This is a genomic window from Pseudonocardia sp. ICBG1142 (assembly GCF_020496255.1).
Taxonomy (GTDB): Bacteria; Actinomycetota; Actinomycetes; order Mycobacteriales; family Pseudonocardiaceae; genus Pseudonocardia.
The window spans coordinates 1835388-1849085 of the sequence record NZ_JAHLJC010000030.1 but is presented as its reverse complement, the minus strand read 5'-3'; the positions used below and the strand labels follow the sequence as shown (position 1 = coordinate 1849085).

Genomic DNA, 13698 nt, shown 5'->3' with positions numbered 1-13698 from the left:
CGGGTTGGGCGACAGCCCGTCCATCGCGAATATTGGTTTGCCGAATCAATCCGAGATGAACGGGCTGCCGCAGTATGTACTATACCACTGGTTTCCGGCGTGATGAAATTCAGGATCTTGTCGCTATAGTGTATGAGCAGGATCAGCGGGACGCGACGGAGGCACGTTTGTCTTGGCCGCCGGTTCTGGGGTTGTTCTGGTCGGTGGTGATCACGTTGGCGTATCTGCGCGGGAATCGTGTGCAGTGGGAGTTGGCGGAAACCTATGGGGTGTCGCAGTCGACGGTTAGTCGAGCGATCACGGGGGTGACACCGTTGCTGGCACAGGCGCTGCGGAGTGTCGTTCCGACGGCAGAGGAGCTTCGTGCCGATCGGCAGTACATCATCGATGGAACCTTGCTGCCCTGCTGGTCATGGGCCGCGGTGCCGGGTCTGTGGTCGGGCAAGCATCGCACCACCGGCGTCGTCGTCCAGGTCGCAGCCACCCTGGAAGGGCAGCTGTCGTGGATCTCCGACCCGACCCCAGGCTCCCGACACGACCTATATTGCCTCGACCAATCCGGCGCCCTCGACCACCTCGCCACATACCCCCGATCGGCGATAAAGGATACATCGGGCGCGGCATGCTCACCCCGTTCAAAAAACCACCCGGCCGGGAACTTCTCGACTGGCAAAAAACATTCAACAAGAGCCTCAACCACACACGCGCCACCATCGAACGAGTCATCGCCCATATCAAAACGTGGAAAGTTCTCCACACAGACTACCGGCGGCCCTACGCCACATTTAAAACGACAATCTCGGCAGTCATCGGACTCATCTTCTACACACTTACCTGACGGAGCCTGAATAAGCCTCCTGTCCGAGATCGAGGCCGACCACAGTTTTCGACGATTTCGCGATCCCTCCGGCGCGGTGCTGGAGGCCGGTGACATGCCGCCGGGGCGGGTGATGCATCGTCGACGGCTCAGCGCACTGCTCGTCTCTGCTGTCGGTGAGGAGAACATCCGCACCGGCAAGGAGGTGGTCGACTACACCGAGGACGACGTCGCCATCACCGTGCACTACGGCGATGGCGACGAGGAACGTGCAGACCTGCTCGTCGGCGCCGACGGCCTGAACTCCCGGGTCCGCGGTAGGCTCGTTCCGGGCTCGGAAAGTCACTACGACGGCGATGGTCACCACGTCTGGCGGGCGGTACTGCCGTTCGACGGCGATCTGGGTGACGGTTGCCCCACCATCGGGCACCACCGCACCCGCGGCACGGTCACACGGCTCGCCGACGGTACCTGTTTCTGGGTGCTGGCCCAGTTCGGCGTTACCGGCGGCCTCACCGGAAGCCCCAGGCAGGAGGCCCTTGCCAGGGTGGACAACCTGCACGAAGGACCTTCCCGGTCCGTGCTGCGTGAGGTCGTCCTGGCCACCCCGGAGGAGTCGGTGATGGACAACCAGGTCGCCGTGGTGCCGGAGATCCCGCACTGGAGGAGTAACCGTGTCGTGCTCGCCGGGGACGCCGCACATGTCATGTCCCCACACATCGGATCCGGTGCCTCACTGGGCATCGAGGACGCGCGTGTGCTGGGCGACCTGCTCGGTCGAGCCGACATCGCACCGGCACTGGACAGCTATCAAACCGATCGCGTCGCCCGATATCGGCAGGTGCGCGAGTACGCCAGGGCGATGGCGACCGCACCGACCCCGATGTCGTATGTGGAGCGCTTCTCTCACTATCTGAACTGGTTGAACGACACCGCAGCAACTTGAACGGGCGCTGCCCGCCGGGTGCTGCGGTGACCGCGCAGCCGCGCGGGTGAGGTCCCGCCCGCACCGGGCTACTTCGTCGTCGCCCGTGACGACCTCACCTCGCTCACGGTCCGCGCAGGCTCTGCTGGGGCCGCGGCCGGCGCCCGGCCCGGAGGCGGCGTTGCTGACCTCCCCCGGGACCGGGTCGCCCCGCAGCTACGCCCCATGGCCGGGCACACGGCGTCAGGCAGGCGGACGAGAGCGCCCAGGTTCGAGCACGACCTTGCCGTGCGAGGCGCATGGCGCATCCCACGGGGCATCAGCGTTGTGGAAGCTGTGTTCTCTCCGACGTGGCGTGACAGCAGTCGGTCCTGAACGGCGCGACGGCGCAGTGTCGGATGCGGAGCCAGTGTCCGGTGAGGCGTCGGAGTGGTCAGTCTCGATGGGGACGGGGACGTGCCGAGGACGGGTGTCGTCTGGGCGAAAGCGATCCGCCACCCGTCGCCATGCTTGACCATCAGGTACGTCAGTGCGCCCGAACTCGCTGGTAGTGCATCCGCCGAGTCGGACCGCCGGTCGTGCAAGGTCTTGATGCAGCTGACCAGGGCGACGTCCGCGTCGGGAAATCGGACATCGACGACCTCGACGGTGGTCTGGACCTCGGAGAGAGGCGAGTTCAGTGCACCCGCCATGGCGTCGGCCAACGCCGCCCGGCCGAGGACCCGCCTGCCGGGGAAGTTGACGACCACGGCGGCCGGAGTATGGAGGGCGAGCAAGGTGTCGATGTCGTTCTGCGCGCGGCTTGCCTCTGCCACGACGTCACGGATGCGATGTTCGTCGTCGTGGGTGGGCGCAGCAACCGTCTCGCTCATTCCGCGAACGTATGAGCTGAAGCAGAGTTCAGGTCAATACGGCCTCTGGCACTCGGTTGCCCGAGAGTCAATGCCACAGAGCGCCAGTCTTGCGTGGTGGCGGTGCACGCAATCCATGACGTATCTCTCGACAGTTGATCGTCTATCGGAGGTGGAGATGACGTTCCGGCTGGCTGCCTATGGGGTGTGCCTGAGCGATGAAGGCGTACTGCTGGTGCGCGACGCACCCACGAGTACGTGGTCTCTCCCGGGTGGTGGGGTCGAACACGGTGAGGACCCGTTCGACACGGTGATCCGGGAGATCGCCGAGGAGACGGGCTATGAAGCGGTGGTCGAGAGGCTTCTCGGTGTGGACTCCCGTGTGATCCCGAGGGAGTCGGCATGGAGCGGCGCCGAGCATCAGAACGTCGGGGTCTTCTATCGGGTTCGTGTGGTCGGTGGTGAGAGGCGGCCCGAGGTGAACGGCGCCACTACTGAGCCTGCTTGGGTACCGATTGTCGATACAGGTGGGCTCCGTCGCTCGTCACTCGTCGATGTAGGCCTGAAGCTCGCTGCGACACAACCGGCTACGGGCCACGTGGAGACCGTCCCGGTCGGTGGCCTCATTCAGTACTGAGCAGCGCTGACACATGCCACGAGGCGGCCCGTGGCGGCGGCCCCGGTGCAGGGGGGCTCAGCCGACCGGCCTCCCGCGCCCGCCCCGCAGCACCCGCGCCACCGTGCCGGGGCGGGCGAGCACGCTGGGGTGCTCGTGCATCATCGTGACCGCGGACAGGCGCCGGTTCAGCTCGGGATCGGTGAACGACGCGGCCTGCAGTCGCCGTCCGAACCAGGACGCGATCGGGTACCCGCGAGGGTAGGGACCGTCGACGTGTGGCAGCCGCAGGTCTGCCAGGGTCGAGATGCTCCAGGCGGCGTCGACGACGACCTGCACGTCGTCGAGGTAGCCATTGGCGGGCTCCGCCAATGACGGAGCGGAGCGCAGGTACGACGACAGGCAGGAGGCGTGCAGCGCGGCGGAGGTCATCCCCTGCCCGTAGACGGGGTTGAACGAGGCGATCGCGTCACCGACCGGGATGATGCCGGCGGGCAGTCGTCGCAGGGACGCGGTGTCGCGGCGACGGCTGTCGGCCTGGTGGTAGGTGACGCCGTCGCCGATCATCCGGGCGCCGGTGGCGATGTCGCCGAAGGCAGCCGGGAAATCCCGGCTGCAGCGCTCGCGGAAGTCTGCGGGGTCGCGAGTGGGCCGGTCGTCGCCGTAGCCGGCGACCAGGACGATCCACCGGTCGTTCTCGACCGCCTGGATCCCGGCCTGACGGGCGACCCGGCCGTCGTCGGCGTCGGAGGTCGCGATCACGACGCCGGCATCGCTGATCGCAGGGTCACGCTCGAACAGGGCGCTGGCGTAGTTCAGCCTGATCGGCATCCGTTGCCAGGTGGGACGCGGATGACCCCCCTGGTCCAGCCACTCGGCGAGCCTGCTCGACCGGCCGGTGGCGTCGACGACCAGATCCGCGGGCTCGGTCACGACCTCGTCCCCGACCCGCACCCGGGCCCCGGACACCCGCGCGCCGTCGAACACCAGCCCCTCCGCACGACCTGCGACCACACGGATCCCGGGGACGGCGGTGGTGGCCCGCCGGACCATGTTCTCGAGGAAGGGACGGGTCGTCACCAGGGTCGGCTCGTCCTGCGGCGTGGCGGGGAGCGGGCGGAGGCGGCCGTTGACCCAGAGCTCCACCGTGGCGGGGTCGGGCGGCACTGCGCCCTCGCGGATCGCGGTCGCGGTGATGCCGGGGAACCAGCGTTCGAGCTGGACCTGCCCGGCGGGCAGCAGCGCGTGCACCTGCCCGCCCTGCGGGACGCCGGGCCGGGGCTCCGGGCCGGTCGGGTCACCGTCGGGGTCGACGAGCAGGACCTCCTCGGCGTGGTCGGCGAGCACGCGCGCGGCGAGCATCCCGGCGATGCTCGCCCCGAGCACCACGGCGCGGCCCATGACGGTCCGTGGTCCCCGTGGTGGGTCTGGGGTGGCGATCTCGGCGAACACGCGGGCCGGGGGGCGGGGCACGGACGGCCTCCAGGGGATCGGTGGGTCCGGTCTGAGGACCGAGCCTACGTCGCCCCGTCCGTTCCCCGGTGTGACGACGGGGCGGGGTCGGTTCCCCCGGTGTCACAGATCGATGTGCAGGAGCGGGCAGCCCGAACGGTACGGACGGGAACGACACCGGAGAGGGCGTTCGAGAAGGTCCGTCGTGGACGTCGTCCATCGCCCGTCCCCGTGCGTCCGAGGACGAGGACTGCTCGACGTCGAAGGTCAGAGCCCGGCCGCGTCCGCGCCGTGCTTGGCCTGCGCAGCGGTGAAGCCCTCGAACTTCAGCTGGTCGATCAGACCCTGCCGGGAGAACGAGCTGAACTCCATGTAGCTCTTCGCGGACCGTGCCGCCTGCTCGTCCCAGTCGACGGTCACGTGGTCGACGGCATACGTCGCGTCGGCGGTGGAGAAGTGCTCGAACTCGAGCTGCTTGATGAGACCCGTCCGCGAGAACGAGCTGAAGTCGAGGTAGCCCTCGGCCGACTCGACGGCGTTCTGTCGGCTCACCGACAGCGCGGGCACGGCCGGGGCGGCGTAGGTCTCGGGAGCGGACGCCGCGCTGCTCGGTGCCGGGGCGATCACCGCCGGTGGCGCGGCGGCCACGGTGGACGGCACGACGGCGGGTGCGGAGGACGGGGCCGCAGCGACGGGGGACGCCGCGTCTCCGTCGCCCGAGCCTCCGGCAGCTGCGGCGGCGACGATCACCACGGCGAGCCCGCCGACGACGAACGGCCACTTCCGTCGTCGAGCCGGAGCCGGAGCCGGGTGAAGGGGCGGTTGCGCCCAGGTTGCGGTCGGGAGGTTCCGCTGCTGCGGGATCCGGCCCGGCGGCGGGTACTGGCCGGGCGGCACGCCGTGGCCGGCCGGGGTGGTGCTCCAGGAGGGGCCCTGTGGGGTCTGCGGGGTCGTCATGGCCCCTATGTCGCGCGAGACGACCGAGTGTTGCCGGGTGCGGCGGCGGATCCCCAGAATTGGGGAAGGGGTGTCGTGAAGCCGGTGGCTTCCCTGGTGCCCCTGTCAGGAGAGCCCGGTCCCGCGCAGTGAGTGCTGGAGCGGCCCGGCGACCCAGTCGTCGACCTCGCGCGGTGACCGCAGCCGTACCACTGTCAGTGCCGGGTGCTCCCGGGCGACCGCGGGTACCAGTTCCCGGTACTTGTGCCGGGTCGCGACGGCCCAGCGCACGATGTTCTCCCGGTCGACGAGCAGCCGGCGCAGCGGAGGCTCGACGGTGCCGTTCCACAGCACCTCACGGCGGCGGCTGCGCCGCCACGTCCGCCGCAGCACACGGGGGAACGTGACGGTCCAGAACGGCAGGTCGAGCCAGACGAGCAGGTCCGCGCGGGCCGCCAGGCGCGGGCGTGCCGTTCGGTACTGCCACTCCGTGACCCACGTGTCGGCGGCGGTGAACCGGTCGACGTCGTCGAGAAAGGACGGGCGCGGCATCCAGCCGGGGCCGTGGAACAGCGCGTCGATGTCGGTGTGCGGACCGCCCGTCACCGTGGCGAGGCGGGCGGCGAGCGTCGTCTTCCCGGATCCGGAGACCCCTGCGACGAGAATGCGGCGCGGCCGGGTGGGCAACGGGTCGTCCCAGCGCAGCACCCCTACACCGTACGGCCGGAATGCGACGGGAAATCCGTGCGACGAGGGCGCGCATCGCGGCTAGCGTGCGACGGACCGTGCACCGACCCGAGGAGGTGAGTCCCGTGACCGCGGTACCGACACGGGCGCTCCCACCCGGACGGCAGGCCGTCCCGGAGCGCCGCGAGCACTCCCGGAAGGCACGACCATGCATGTCATCAGCACCGAGCACCTCGACGACCACCTGACCGAGCACCGGTTCACCCTCGACGGCGTCCCCGGCGTTCTCTGGTCACCCCGCACGACCGGCGGCCCGACCCCGCTGGTCCTGCTGGGCCACCCCGGCGACCTGGCACGCATGCACCCGAGGCTGCTCGGGCGGGCCCGCTCCTGCGTCGCCGACGGGTACACCGCCGCGACCCTGGAGCTGCCCGGTGCCGGCGGACGACCCCGCCTGCCCGACGTCGACGCCGCCCGTGCCGAGCTGCGCCGGGCGGTCCGGGCGGGCGAACCCGTTCCCGACGCCGTCGTCGAACGGCTGGTCACACCACTGGTCGAGGCGTCGGCCCCGGAGTGGCGGACGCTGCTCGACGCGCTGCCCGGGCACGACCCGGTCGCCTGGTCGGGCGGGATCGCCGCGATCGGTGTCCGGATGGCGCTGGAGCCGCGGATCGCGGCGGCGCTGCTGTTCGCCGGTAGCCGGCTGCCGCGCGCGACCCTGGACGAGGCCCGGCGGGTCACCGTCCCGCTGCTGATGCTGCTGCAGTGGGACGACGAGGGCAACGACCGCCGGCAGGCTCTCGACCTGTTCGACGCGCTCGGCAGCGACGCGCTCGGCATGACGGAGAAGACGTTGCACGCCAACACCGGCGGGCACACCGGCGTTCCTGCGTTCGAGGGCGGCGACGCGGCCCGGTTCCTCGCCCGGCACCTGCGGTGCCGGGGCCTGTCCGGATGATCCGGTGCCCGCGGCCGGCCGAATCGGACGAGGCCGTCGTCAGAGGGCCCCGACGCCGGGGTGGTGGGAGAGGATCCGGTCCAGCCGCGACCCGACCTCGTCGCAGTTGAGCCGCACGACGTCCAGGAAGGCCGCGAGGACGGGCGAGGTGTCCGACGCCCGGAACGACAGCTGCAGGTCGGGAAGGCGGACGGCCGGCGTGACGTCGCAGAACCGGACGTCGTCGCGGGCCAGCAGTCGCATCCGCGACGGCCCCAGCCCCACACCGACGCCGCACGCGGCGAGGCCGACGATCGTGTGGATGTCACGGGCGGTCGCGGCGCCGTCCAGTGCCGTCGGCGCGTCCGCGAAGACGGTCTGCAGCCAGGCCCCGACCCCCGGCTCGTCGGCTCTGCCGGACACGACGAGCCGCTCGCCGGCGAGCTGTTCGATGGTGACCGACCTCGTCCCCGCGAAGGGGTGGGTCACGGCGACGGCGGCGACGAGGTCGTCGGTGCCGATGGGCACCGTGACGAGCTCCTCGGCCCCCGGGCCCCGGGGTGCCCCGCGGCCGACGGCGACGTCGAGCTCGCCCGCGAGCAGACCCGCGACGCCCGCCGGGGTTCCCGTCTCGAGTGCCTCGAGCCGGACGTCCGGCCGGGCGCGCTGGAACCGGCCGAGCACCCCGGGCAGCGGTGCGAGCAGCGCCGAGCCGATGAAACCCAGCCGGAGCCGCCCGGTCTCCCCGCGTGCCGCTCGTCCGGCGTCGACGACGGCTCCGCCCATCTCGTCGAGCGCGCTCCGGGCGCGCGCGAGGAACGCCGTGCCGGCCGCGGTCGGGAACACCCCCTTCGGCGTGCGGTCGAACAGCCGCTCGCCGACCTCGCGTTCGAGAGCGGCGATCTGGGAGGACAGCGGCGGCTGTGCGATCCCCAGCGCCGCGGCCGCCCGGCCGAAGTGCCGGTGCTCGGCGAGCGCCTGCGCGTACCGCAGATGACGTGCTTCCACCCGCGCCACGATAGCTCGGAGGTATCGCGCTGCCGTACGTGAGATATGAAGGTGGATGACGCCGGCCGGTGCCGGTGTGGTGGGGGCGTGTCCGCAGAACCGAAGACCTCCCTGAACCATCCCGCCACCGGCACCTCCGTCGTGCTCCTGCACGGTGCCTGGCACTCCTCGCTGCACTGGGGCCCGGTGCGGACGGTGCTGGCCCGGCACGGGCTGACGAGCCACGCCCTCGACATGCCGGGGCACGGCCTCGCCGCCCCGTACCCGTCGGGCTACCTCCTCCCGGGGCAGCCGGGGCTCACGACGGAGTTTTCCGGGCTGGCCGACCTCACCCCCGACGTCGTCGTGAAGGACCTGCTGGGGCAGCTCGCGGACATCCGGCGGCGCACCGCCCGGCTGGTCCTGGTCGCCCACAGCGCCGGTGGCGGGCCCGCGTCCGCCGTCCTCGAACAGGAGCCGGGCCTCGCCGACCACGTCGTGTACCTCTCGGCGTTCGTCCCCGCGGGCCGTACCCGGTTCACCGACTACATCGGCGCGCCGGAGAACGCCCACGCCACGCACGCACCCCGGATCGGCGACCCGGACCGGATCGGCGCGATGCGGATCAACCCCCTGTCCCACGACCCCGCCGAGGTCGAGGCGATCCGCACTTCGTTCCTGCACGACTGGCCGGCCGGGCTGCCCGCCTGGCGGTCGCTGCTGCAGCCCGACGAGACGACGGCGATCCTCTCCGACCCGTTCGCCGTCACCGCCGGCCGGTGGGGCACCGTGCCCCGCAGCTACGTCCGGCTCACCGACGACCGCGCCCTCCCCGTGGCGACCCAGGACCTGATGATCGCCGAGGCCGACCGGGCCGCTCCCGGCCGCGGGTTCGAGGTGCACTCGTTGCCCGGCGGCCACTCGCCCTTCCTGACCCGTCCCGACGAGCTCGGCGGGCTGCTCGCCGACCTCGCCACCCGGCGATGAGGCGCCTCGCGCTGCCCGTCCTGCTCTCGGGCACGTTCGTGCAGCTGATGAGCGTCACGGTGATGCAGATCGTCGTGCCCGACGTCCGCGCTGACCTGGCTGCGGGCGCGGGCGCCGGTCAGCTGGTCGTCGCCGGCTACACCCTGACCTTCGCCTGCACCCTGATCACCGCCGCGCGCCTGGGCGACCGCTGGGGGCACCGTCGCCTGTTCGTCGTCGGGACCGCGATCTTCACCGCGGCCGCCGCCACCGGCGCGCTCGCCCCCGACGCCGACGTGCTCGTCGTCGCACGGCTGGTACAGGGCATCGGCAGCGGGTTGGTCGCGCCGCAGGTCCTGTCGATCATCCAGCGGTCGGTGGACCCCGGGCGGCGGGCCCGGGCGCTGTCCTGGTTCGGCGCGACGATGGCCGTCGCCTCGTTGGCCGGCCCGGTGCTCGGTGGGGTGCTGCTCGAGCTCGACCCGTTCGGCGCCGGATGGCGTGCGGCCCTGGCCGTGACCGTCCCGGTGGGGGTGGCCGCGCTGGTCCTGTGGCCCGTGCTCCCGCGGACCGGGGGAGGGGTCGCCGACCGGGTCCCGCTCGACGTGGCCGGGGCCCTGCTCAGCGTGACGGGTCTGTCCGCCGTCGTGCTCCCCCTGGCACTCGGCGGGGAACAGGGGTGGCCGATGTGGACCTGGGCGTCGTTCGCGGCGGCGGTGGTGCTGCTGTCGGCCCTGGTCGTCCAGCAGCGTCGCGCCGCGTATCCGCTGGTCCAGCCGGCAGCGCTGGGCACCGCCACCGCCCGCCTCGGCATCGGGGTCGTGCTGGTGTTCAACGCGGGGGTGCCGTCCTTCGTCCTGCTGCTGTCGCTGCACCTGCAGGGGCCCGTCGGGTTCGGTCCGCTGCGCACGGCCGGGACGATCGCGACCTACGCCGTCGGGGCGCTCGCCGGGAGCGCGCTCGCCGAGCCGCTCGCGCGACGGTGGGACGTGTCGATGCTCGCCGGCGCATCGCTCGTGCTCGCCGCGGTGTGCGGTGCGACCGTCGTCGTGGTCGACCACCCCGGCCCCGCGCTCTGGGCCGTGCTGGCCCTGGGCGGGATCGCGTTCGGGGCGTTCACCGCCTCGGCCTTCACCCTCGTCCTGGCCGAGGTGCCGGCCGGAGCGGTGGGCACGGTGTCCGGGCTGCTGCCCACGGCGCAACAGCTGGGCGGGACGATCGGGGTGGCGCTCTGCGGCGCCGCCTACACCGCCGGGGCCGTGCCGTCGTTCGGGCGTGCCGGCGCCTACCAGGTCACGGTGTTCCTGCTCGCCGCGGCCGTCGCCGTGGCCCTCGCCCGCGCGACCCGTTCGCGCACCGCCCCCGAGTTGGAGGCCCGTCATGGATGAGGACGCGGCGGGCACGAGAACCTGGTCCGCAGTTCGGTGTCACCCGGCGACGGTGACCTCCCCCGAGGGCTGGACGAGCAGGTTCTCCGTCGTCGGGGTGCGGCCGCGGAGACGGTCGTGCAGCCATTCGACCTGCAGGGTCCGCCAGCCGGGCCCGAACGCGACCGACGAGGCCTCGGTCATCGAGTGCCGGGCGCCCGCATAGAGGGTGACCGAGGTCGGGGAGGGGGAGCGTCGCGCCATCTCGTGGACCCACGAGGAGGGGGACAGGTCGTCCGCCGCACCGCCGACGATCTGCCACGGCACCGGCATCGCCTCGGCGTGGGGTCGCAGGTCGTACCGGGCGGCCATCGCGTCGAAGGCGTCCTCGTCGTCGTAGAGCCCGGCCATCCACATGTGGCGCGCCTTGAACGTCGGCGGGGCCTCCTCGAAGATCGTGTGGGCGCCCGGTTCGAAGCAGGGCAGCGCCACCGAGCAGCCGAGCAGATCGGGTTGCCCGGACGCGAGCTGGGACATCCAGAACGACCCGAAGCTGGTGCCCGACGCCACGACGCGGGTGGCGTCGAGGTCGCGACGGCCGCGGATCCAGCCCATCACGGCGTCGCCGGCCTCGGCCCAGGCGGTGGGGGTGACGTGGACACCACGGATCGCCGCCTCGCCCTGGCCGGGACCGTCCAGAGCGAGCACGGCGACGCCGCGGGCGAGCCACGGGCTGCCGGTGCGCGCGACCAGCATCTCGCGGGGTGCGTCCATGCCCCCGATGGCCAGCACCGTGGGCAGCGGACCCTCGGCGCCGCGGGGGAGATGGAGCCATCCGGGCAGCGCGGCGTCACCGAACGGGACGTCGACCCGTTCGACACGGTGTGCGGCGCGGCGGGCCCACGCCAGGTAGGCGGCGTTCTTGCGCTCGTCGAGCTCACGGGCCAGCCCGTCGTCCTCCCAGACCGGCCAGCAGGCGAGCGACCACATCTGGGCCGCGGCGAAGTGGTGCACCGCGGCGCTGTCCGGGTGGCCGCGCCGCTCGGCGTCCTCGGCCCGGCGCGCGCGTCGCTCGGCGAACGACCGCACCACCGGGACGAAGTCCGCGAGCTTGTTGATCCCCGCCCGGAGCGCGGCCGTCTCGGCCGGCGCGAGCTCGTCGCCGACGGCACCCAGGTGGTAGCCCAGCCGGGGCTGGTCGAACTCGACGTCGCGGACCCGCAGGGCCTCGTCGACCAGCCACCGCTGTTCCCGGAACCGCCGTGGTCCCCGTCCTCGGGTCATCGTCGTCCTCTCGTCGTGCGCGGGCCGCCACCCGGCGGGGCGCCGGCCGCCCGGTCCACGGCGGCGCGCAGCGGTCCACGGTGTGCCGGGCCGTGCCCGGGCAGCAGCAGGTCGGCGTCCACGCCGGCCAGAGCGCCCAGCGCCGCCCGCATCTCGTCGTCGGTCCCGTGGTTGAACCACGCCGGGAGCAGCTGTGGCCCGGTCGCCGGGGAGAGTGCGTGCCCGGTGACGAGGCTGTCGCCGGTGATCACGGCACCCGAGGCCGGGAGGTGGAAGGCGGTGTGGCCGGACGTGTGACCTCCGGTCGGCACCGGTACGGGAGACCCGGGGAGGTCGAGGGCGCCGCCGGTCGGGAACGGCTGCGCATGGGCGGCGGCGACGTCCCGGCCCGCCCCGGCCCGGGCGACGCGCACCGCCCACGGCAGGACGGCCGGCCGCCAGAGCCCGGCGACCACCCGCGCGGGAGTCAGCTGTTCTCGGCGCTCGCGACGGGCGTGCGCCACCTCGACCGGGTGCAGGAGGACCGGGGTGCCGTACCGGGCGTGGAAGGGGTTGACCGCGCCGAGGTGGTCGACGTGGGCGTGGGTCACCAGGATGGCGACCACGTCCTGCGGACGGAGGCCGAGGGTCGCGATGGAGAACTCGACGGCCGCCACGTCCCCGGGGTAGCCGCCGTCGACCAGGGTGAGGGCGTCGCCCTCGCGGAGCAGGACCCAGTTGACGTCGGTCCCCGTCACGAGGACGGTGCCCCGGTCCACCTGCTCCACCAGCGGCGGCCCGGCCGGTCGCGGTCTCACCGCTCGTCGGGGCCGCGGGGGGCGGGCCGCGGTGCGGCCAGGGCCGCGACGCCGACGGTGATCCCGACCGCGTTCAGCCCCGCCCCGAACCAGTTGCTCCCACTGCGCGGTGACCGCAGGGCGGCGGCGAGGTGGTTGAGCCCGAACAGGGTCGACAGCACCGCGAAGCCGCGGACCTGCGCGCGGTCGGCCTCGGGTCCCAGCCCGGCCAGTCCGGCCGCGGTCACGAGGGTCCCGACGTTCCAGACGGCGATCTCGCGCTGCCATCCGGCGTTGCGGCCCCACGCGGCGCCCCGGGCGAACCGGCGGCCGAAGACCCCCTGCAGGACCGCGGCGAGTGAGAAGCCCGCGATCCACACGTTCCGCGCGGTGCGGACCGACGGCCTGCGCATCGTCGTACCCCCCGCTTGTTGAACCCACGTACAACAAGGGCCGACGCTAGTAAGCTGCCACTCCCATGTCAAACAGCCCGTCCGCGCCGGCGTTCCGGCGGCTGGACACCGAGACCCGTCGCCGGCAGCTGCTCGCGGCCGGGGCGTCGCTGTTCGCGACGCAGCCCTACGACGAGGTCTGGGTCGACGACGTCGCCCGGGCGGCGGGGATCAGCCGCGGGCTGCTCTACCACTACTTCGGGAGCAAGCGCGGTTTCCTGTCCGCCGTCGTCGAGCAGGAGGCCGCGACGCTCCTCGCCGTCACCGAACCCGACGACCGCCTGCCACCGGCGGAGCGGCTGCGGGCCGTGCTCGACGCCTACCTGGACTACGTCGAGGCCCACCCGCACGGCTACCGCGCCCTGTTCCGGGGCGCGCTCGGAGCCGACACGGCCATCCGGTCCATCGTGGACGGGAACCTGGCCCGCCAGCAGGAGCGGGTGCTGCGGGCCGTGGTCGGCTCCGGCCCCGCGCCGGAACCGGTGCGGCTGGCCGTGCGCGGCTGGCTGTCGTTCCTCGTGGCCGTCTGTCTCGACTGGCTGGAGAACCCGGTCCTCGACCGGGCCGCGGTGCGTGAGCTCTGCGCGGACACGCTGACCGGGGCGCTCCGCGCGAGCGGCCACGGGACGCCGACCGGCTGACGAC

The 13698-nt window shown here is 72.5% G+C and carries 15 protein-coding genes and 1 pseudogene; 8 read left to right on the top strand and 8 right to left on the bottom strand.

Annotated elements, in window-relative coordinates; translation table 11 throughout:
* Positions 1–74: 74 nt before the first annotated feature.
* The 3 genes and pseudogenes from KPL59_RS35965 to KPL59_RS22940 all read left to right on the top strand — a co-directional run.
* A pseudogene (locus KPL59_RS35965) lies at positions 75–521 on the top strand (transposase family protein); the annotation flags it as partial.
* Positions 413–838 (top strand): transposase family protein, encoded by a 426-nt coding sequence (locus KPL59_RS37120; protein WP_308187863.1) that lies wholly within the window; start codon positions 413–415, stop codon positions 836–838. The pseudogene KPL59_RS35965 and the gene KPL59_RS37120, both read left to right, overlap by 109 nt.
* 76 nt (positions 839–914) lie before the next feature.
* A complete protein-coding gene (locus KPL59_RS22940) occupies positions 915–1763 on the top strand; it encodes an FAD-dependent monooxygenase (protein WP_226361924.1) in 849 nt (282 codons plus the stop codon).
* Positions 1764–1831: 68 nt separating this feature from the next.
* Here the strand turns inward: KPL59_RS22940 and KPL59_RS22935 are convergent, their stop codons facing one another.
* Positions 1832–2614, bottom strand: coding sequence for an SgcJ/EcaC family oxidoreductase (locus KPL59_RS22935; protein ID WP_226361923.1), 783 nt, complete (start codon positions 2612–2614; stop codon positions 1832–1834).
* A gap of 115 nt (positions 2615–2729) precedes the next feature.
* Here KPL59_RS22935 and KPL59_RS22930 point away from each other — a divergent pair, with 115 nt between their 5' ends.
* Positions 2730–3230 (top strand): NUDIX hydrolase, encoded by a 501-nt coding sequence (locus KPL59_RS22930; protein ID WP_226361922.1) that lies wholly within the window; start codon positions 2730–2732, stop codon positions 3228–3230.
* A gap of 57 nt (positions 3231–3287) precedes the next feature.
* On the opposite strand, the gene KPL59_RS22925 is transcribed toward KPL59_RS22930, so the two are convergent.
* The 3 genes from KPL59_RS22925 to KPL59_RS22915 form a co-directional block, all read right to left on the bottom strand.
* Positions 3288–4682, bottom strand: a complete 1395-nt coding sequence (locus tag KPL59_RS22925; RefSeq protein ID WP_226361921.1) for an NAD(P)/FAD-dependent oxidoreductase — start codon at positions 4680–4682, stop codon at positions 3288–3290.
* Positions 4683–4928: 246 nt separating this feature from the next.
* Complete coding sequence (locus KPL59_RS22920; protein WP_226361920.1) at positions 4929–5618, bottom strand: Ltp family lipoprotein; 690 nt, start codon at positions 5616–5618, stop codon at positions 4929–4931.
* 105 nt (positions 5619–5723) lie between these two features.
* The gene (locus KPL59_RS22915; protein ID WP_226361919.1) at positions 5724–6305 is read right to left on the bottom strand and encodes an AAA family ATPase; all 582 of its coding nucleotides are present in this window, start codon (positions 6303–6305) and stop codon (positions 5724–5726) included.
* 187 nt (positions 6306–6492) lie between these two features.
* Between KPL59_RS22915 and KPL59_RS22910 the strand changes: the two genes are divergently transcribed.
* Positions 6493–7242 carry an alpha/beta hydrolase gene (locus tag KPL59_RS22910; protein WP_226353304.1) on the top strand — a complete coding sequence of 250 codons (750 nt, stop codon included), beginning with the start codon at positions 6493–6495 and terminating at the stop codon, positions 7240–7242.
* 39 nt (positions 7243–7281) lie between these two features.
* On the opposite strand, the gene KPL59_RS22905 is transcribed toward KPL59_RS22910, so the two are convergent.
* Positions 7282–8229: a LysR family transcriptional regulator gene (locus KPL59_RS22905; RefSeq protein ID WP_226361918.1), complete on the bottom strand. Its 948-nt coding sequence runs from the start codon at positions 8227–8229 to the stop codon at positions 7282–7284.
* 87 nt (positions 8230–8316) lie between these two features.
* Here KPL59_RS22905 and KPL59_RS22900 point away from each other — a divergent pair, with 87 nt between their 5' ends.
* Together KPL59_RS22900 and KPL59_RS22895 are read left to right on the top strand one after the other, a co-directional pair.
* Complete coding sequence (locus tag KPL59_RS22900) at positions 8317–9195, top strand: alpha/beta fold hydrolase (protein WP_226361917.1); 879 nt, start codon at positions 8317–8319, stop codon at positions 9193–9195.
* Positions 9192–10562 (top strand): MFS transporter, encoded by a 1371-nt coding sequence (locus KPL59_RS22895; protein WP_226353307.1) that lies wholly within the window; start codon positions 9192–9194, stop codon positions 10560–10562. Before KPL59_RS22900 ends, KPL59_RS22895 begins: the two co-directional genes overlap by 4 nt.
* 39 nt (positions 10563–10601) lie before the next feature.
* Here KPL59_RS22895 and KPL59_RS22890 read toward each other — a convergent pair whose 3' ends face one another.
* Genes KPL59_RS22890 through KPL59_RS22880 form a run of 3 tightly spaced genes read right to left on the bottom strand, consistent with a single transcriptional unit; the run spans position 10602 to position 13014 of the window.
* Positions 10602–11825 carry a S9 family peptidase gene (locus KPL59_RS22890; protein ID WP_226353308.1) on the bottom strand — a complete coding sequence of 408 codons (1224 nt, stop codon included), beginning with the start codon at positions 11823–11825 and terminating at the stop codon, positions 10602–10604.
* Positions 11822–12622, bottom strand: coding sequence for an MBL fold metallo-hydrolase (locus KPL59_RS22885; RefSeq protein WP_226353309.1), 801 nt, complete (start codon positions 12620–12622; stop codon positions 11822–11824). Before KPL59_RS22885 ends, KPL59_RS22890 begins: the two co-directional genes overlap by 4 nt.
* A complete protein-coding gene (locus tag KPL59_RS22880; RefSeq protein WP_226353310.1) occupies positions 12619–13014 on the bottom strand; it encodes a hypothetical protein in 396 nt (131 codons plus the stop codon). Before KPL59_RS22880 ends, KPL59_RS22885 begins: the two co-directional genes overlap by 4 nt.
* A gap of 65 nt (positions 13015–13079) precedes the next feature.
* Between KPL59_RS22880 and KPL59_RS22875 the strand changes: the two genes are divergently transcribed.
* Positions 13080–13694, top strand: coding sequence for a TetR/AcrR family transcriptional regulator (locus KPL59_RS22875; RefSeq protein ID WP_226353311.1), 615 nt, complete (start codon positions 13080–13082; stop codon positions 13692–13694).
* Positions 13695–13698 lie beyond the last annotated feature (4 nt).

Bases quoted from the DNA above. Each gene is read 5' to 3' on its own strand.
- KPL59_RS22920 (WP_226361920.1), bottom strand. From the start codon at position 5,618: ATGACGACCCCGCAGACCCCACAGGGCCCCTCCTGGAGCACCACCCCG.
- KPL59_RS22930 (WP_226361922.1), top strand. From the start codon at position 2,730: ATGACGTATCTCTCGACAGTTGATCGTCTATCGGAGGTGGAGATGACG.
- KPL59_RS22890 (WP_226353308.1), bottom strand. From the start codon at position 11,825: ATGACCCGAGGACGGGGACCACGGCGGTTCCGGGAACAGCGGTGGCTG.
- KPL59_RS22875 (WP_226353311.1), top strand. From the start codon at position 13,080: ATGTCAAACAGCCCGTCCGCGCCGGCGTTCCGGCGGCTGGACACCGAG.
- KPL59_RS22910 (WP_226353304.1), top strand. From the start codon at position 6,493: ATGCATGTCATCAGCACCGAGCACCTCGACGACCACCTGACCGAGCAC.
- KPL59_RS37120 (WP_308187863.1), top strand. From the start codon at position 413: ATGGGCCGCGGTGCCGGGTCTGTGGTCGGGCAAGCATCGCACCACCGG.
- KPL59_RS22935 (WP_226361923.1), bottom strand. From the start codon at position 2,614: ATGAGCGAGACGGTTGCTGCGCCCACCCACGACGACGAACATCGCATC.
- KPL59_RS22880 (WP_226353310.1), bottom strand. From the start codon at position 13,014: ATGCGCAGGCCGTCGGTCCGCACCGCGCGGAACGTGTGGATCGCGGGC.
- KPL59_RS22895 (WP_226353307.1), top strand. From the start codon at position 9,192: ATGAGGCGCCTCGCGCTGCCCGTCCTGCTCTCGGGCACGTTCGTGCAG.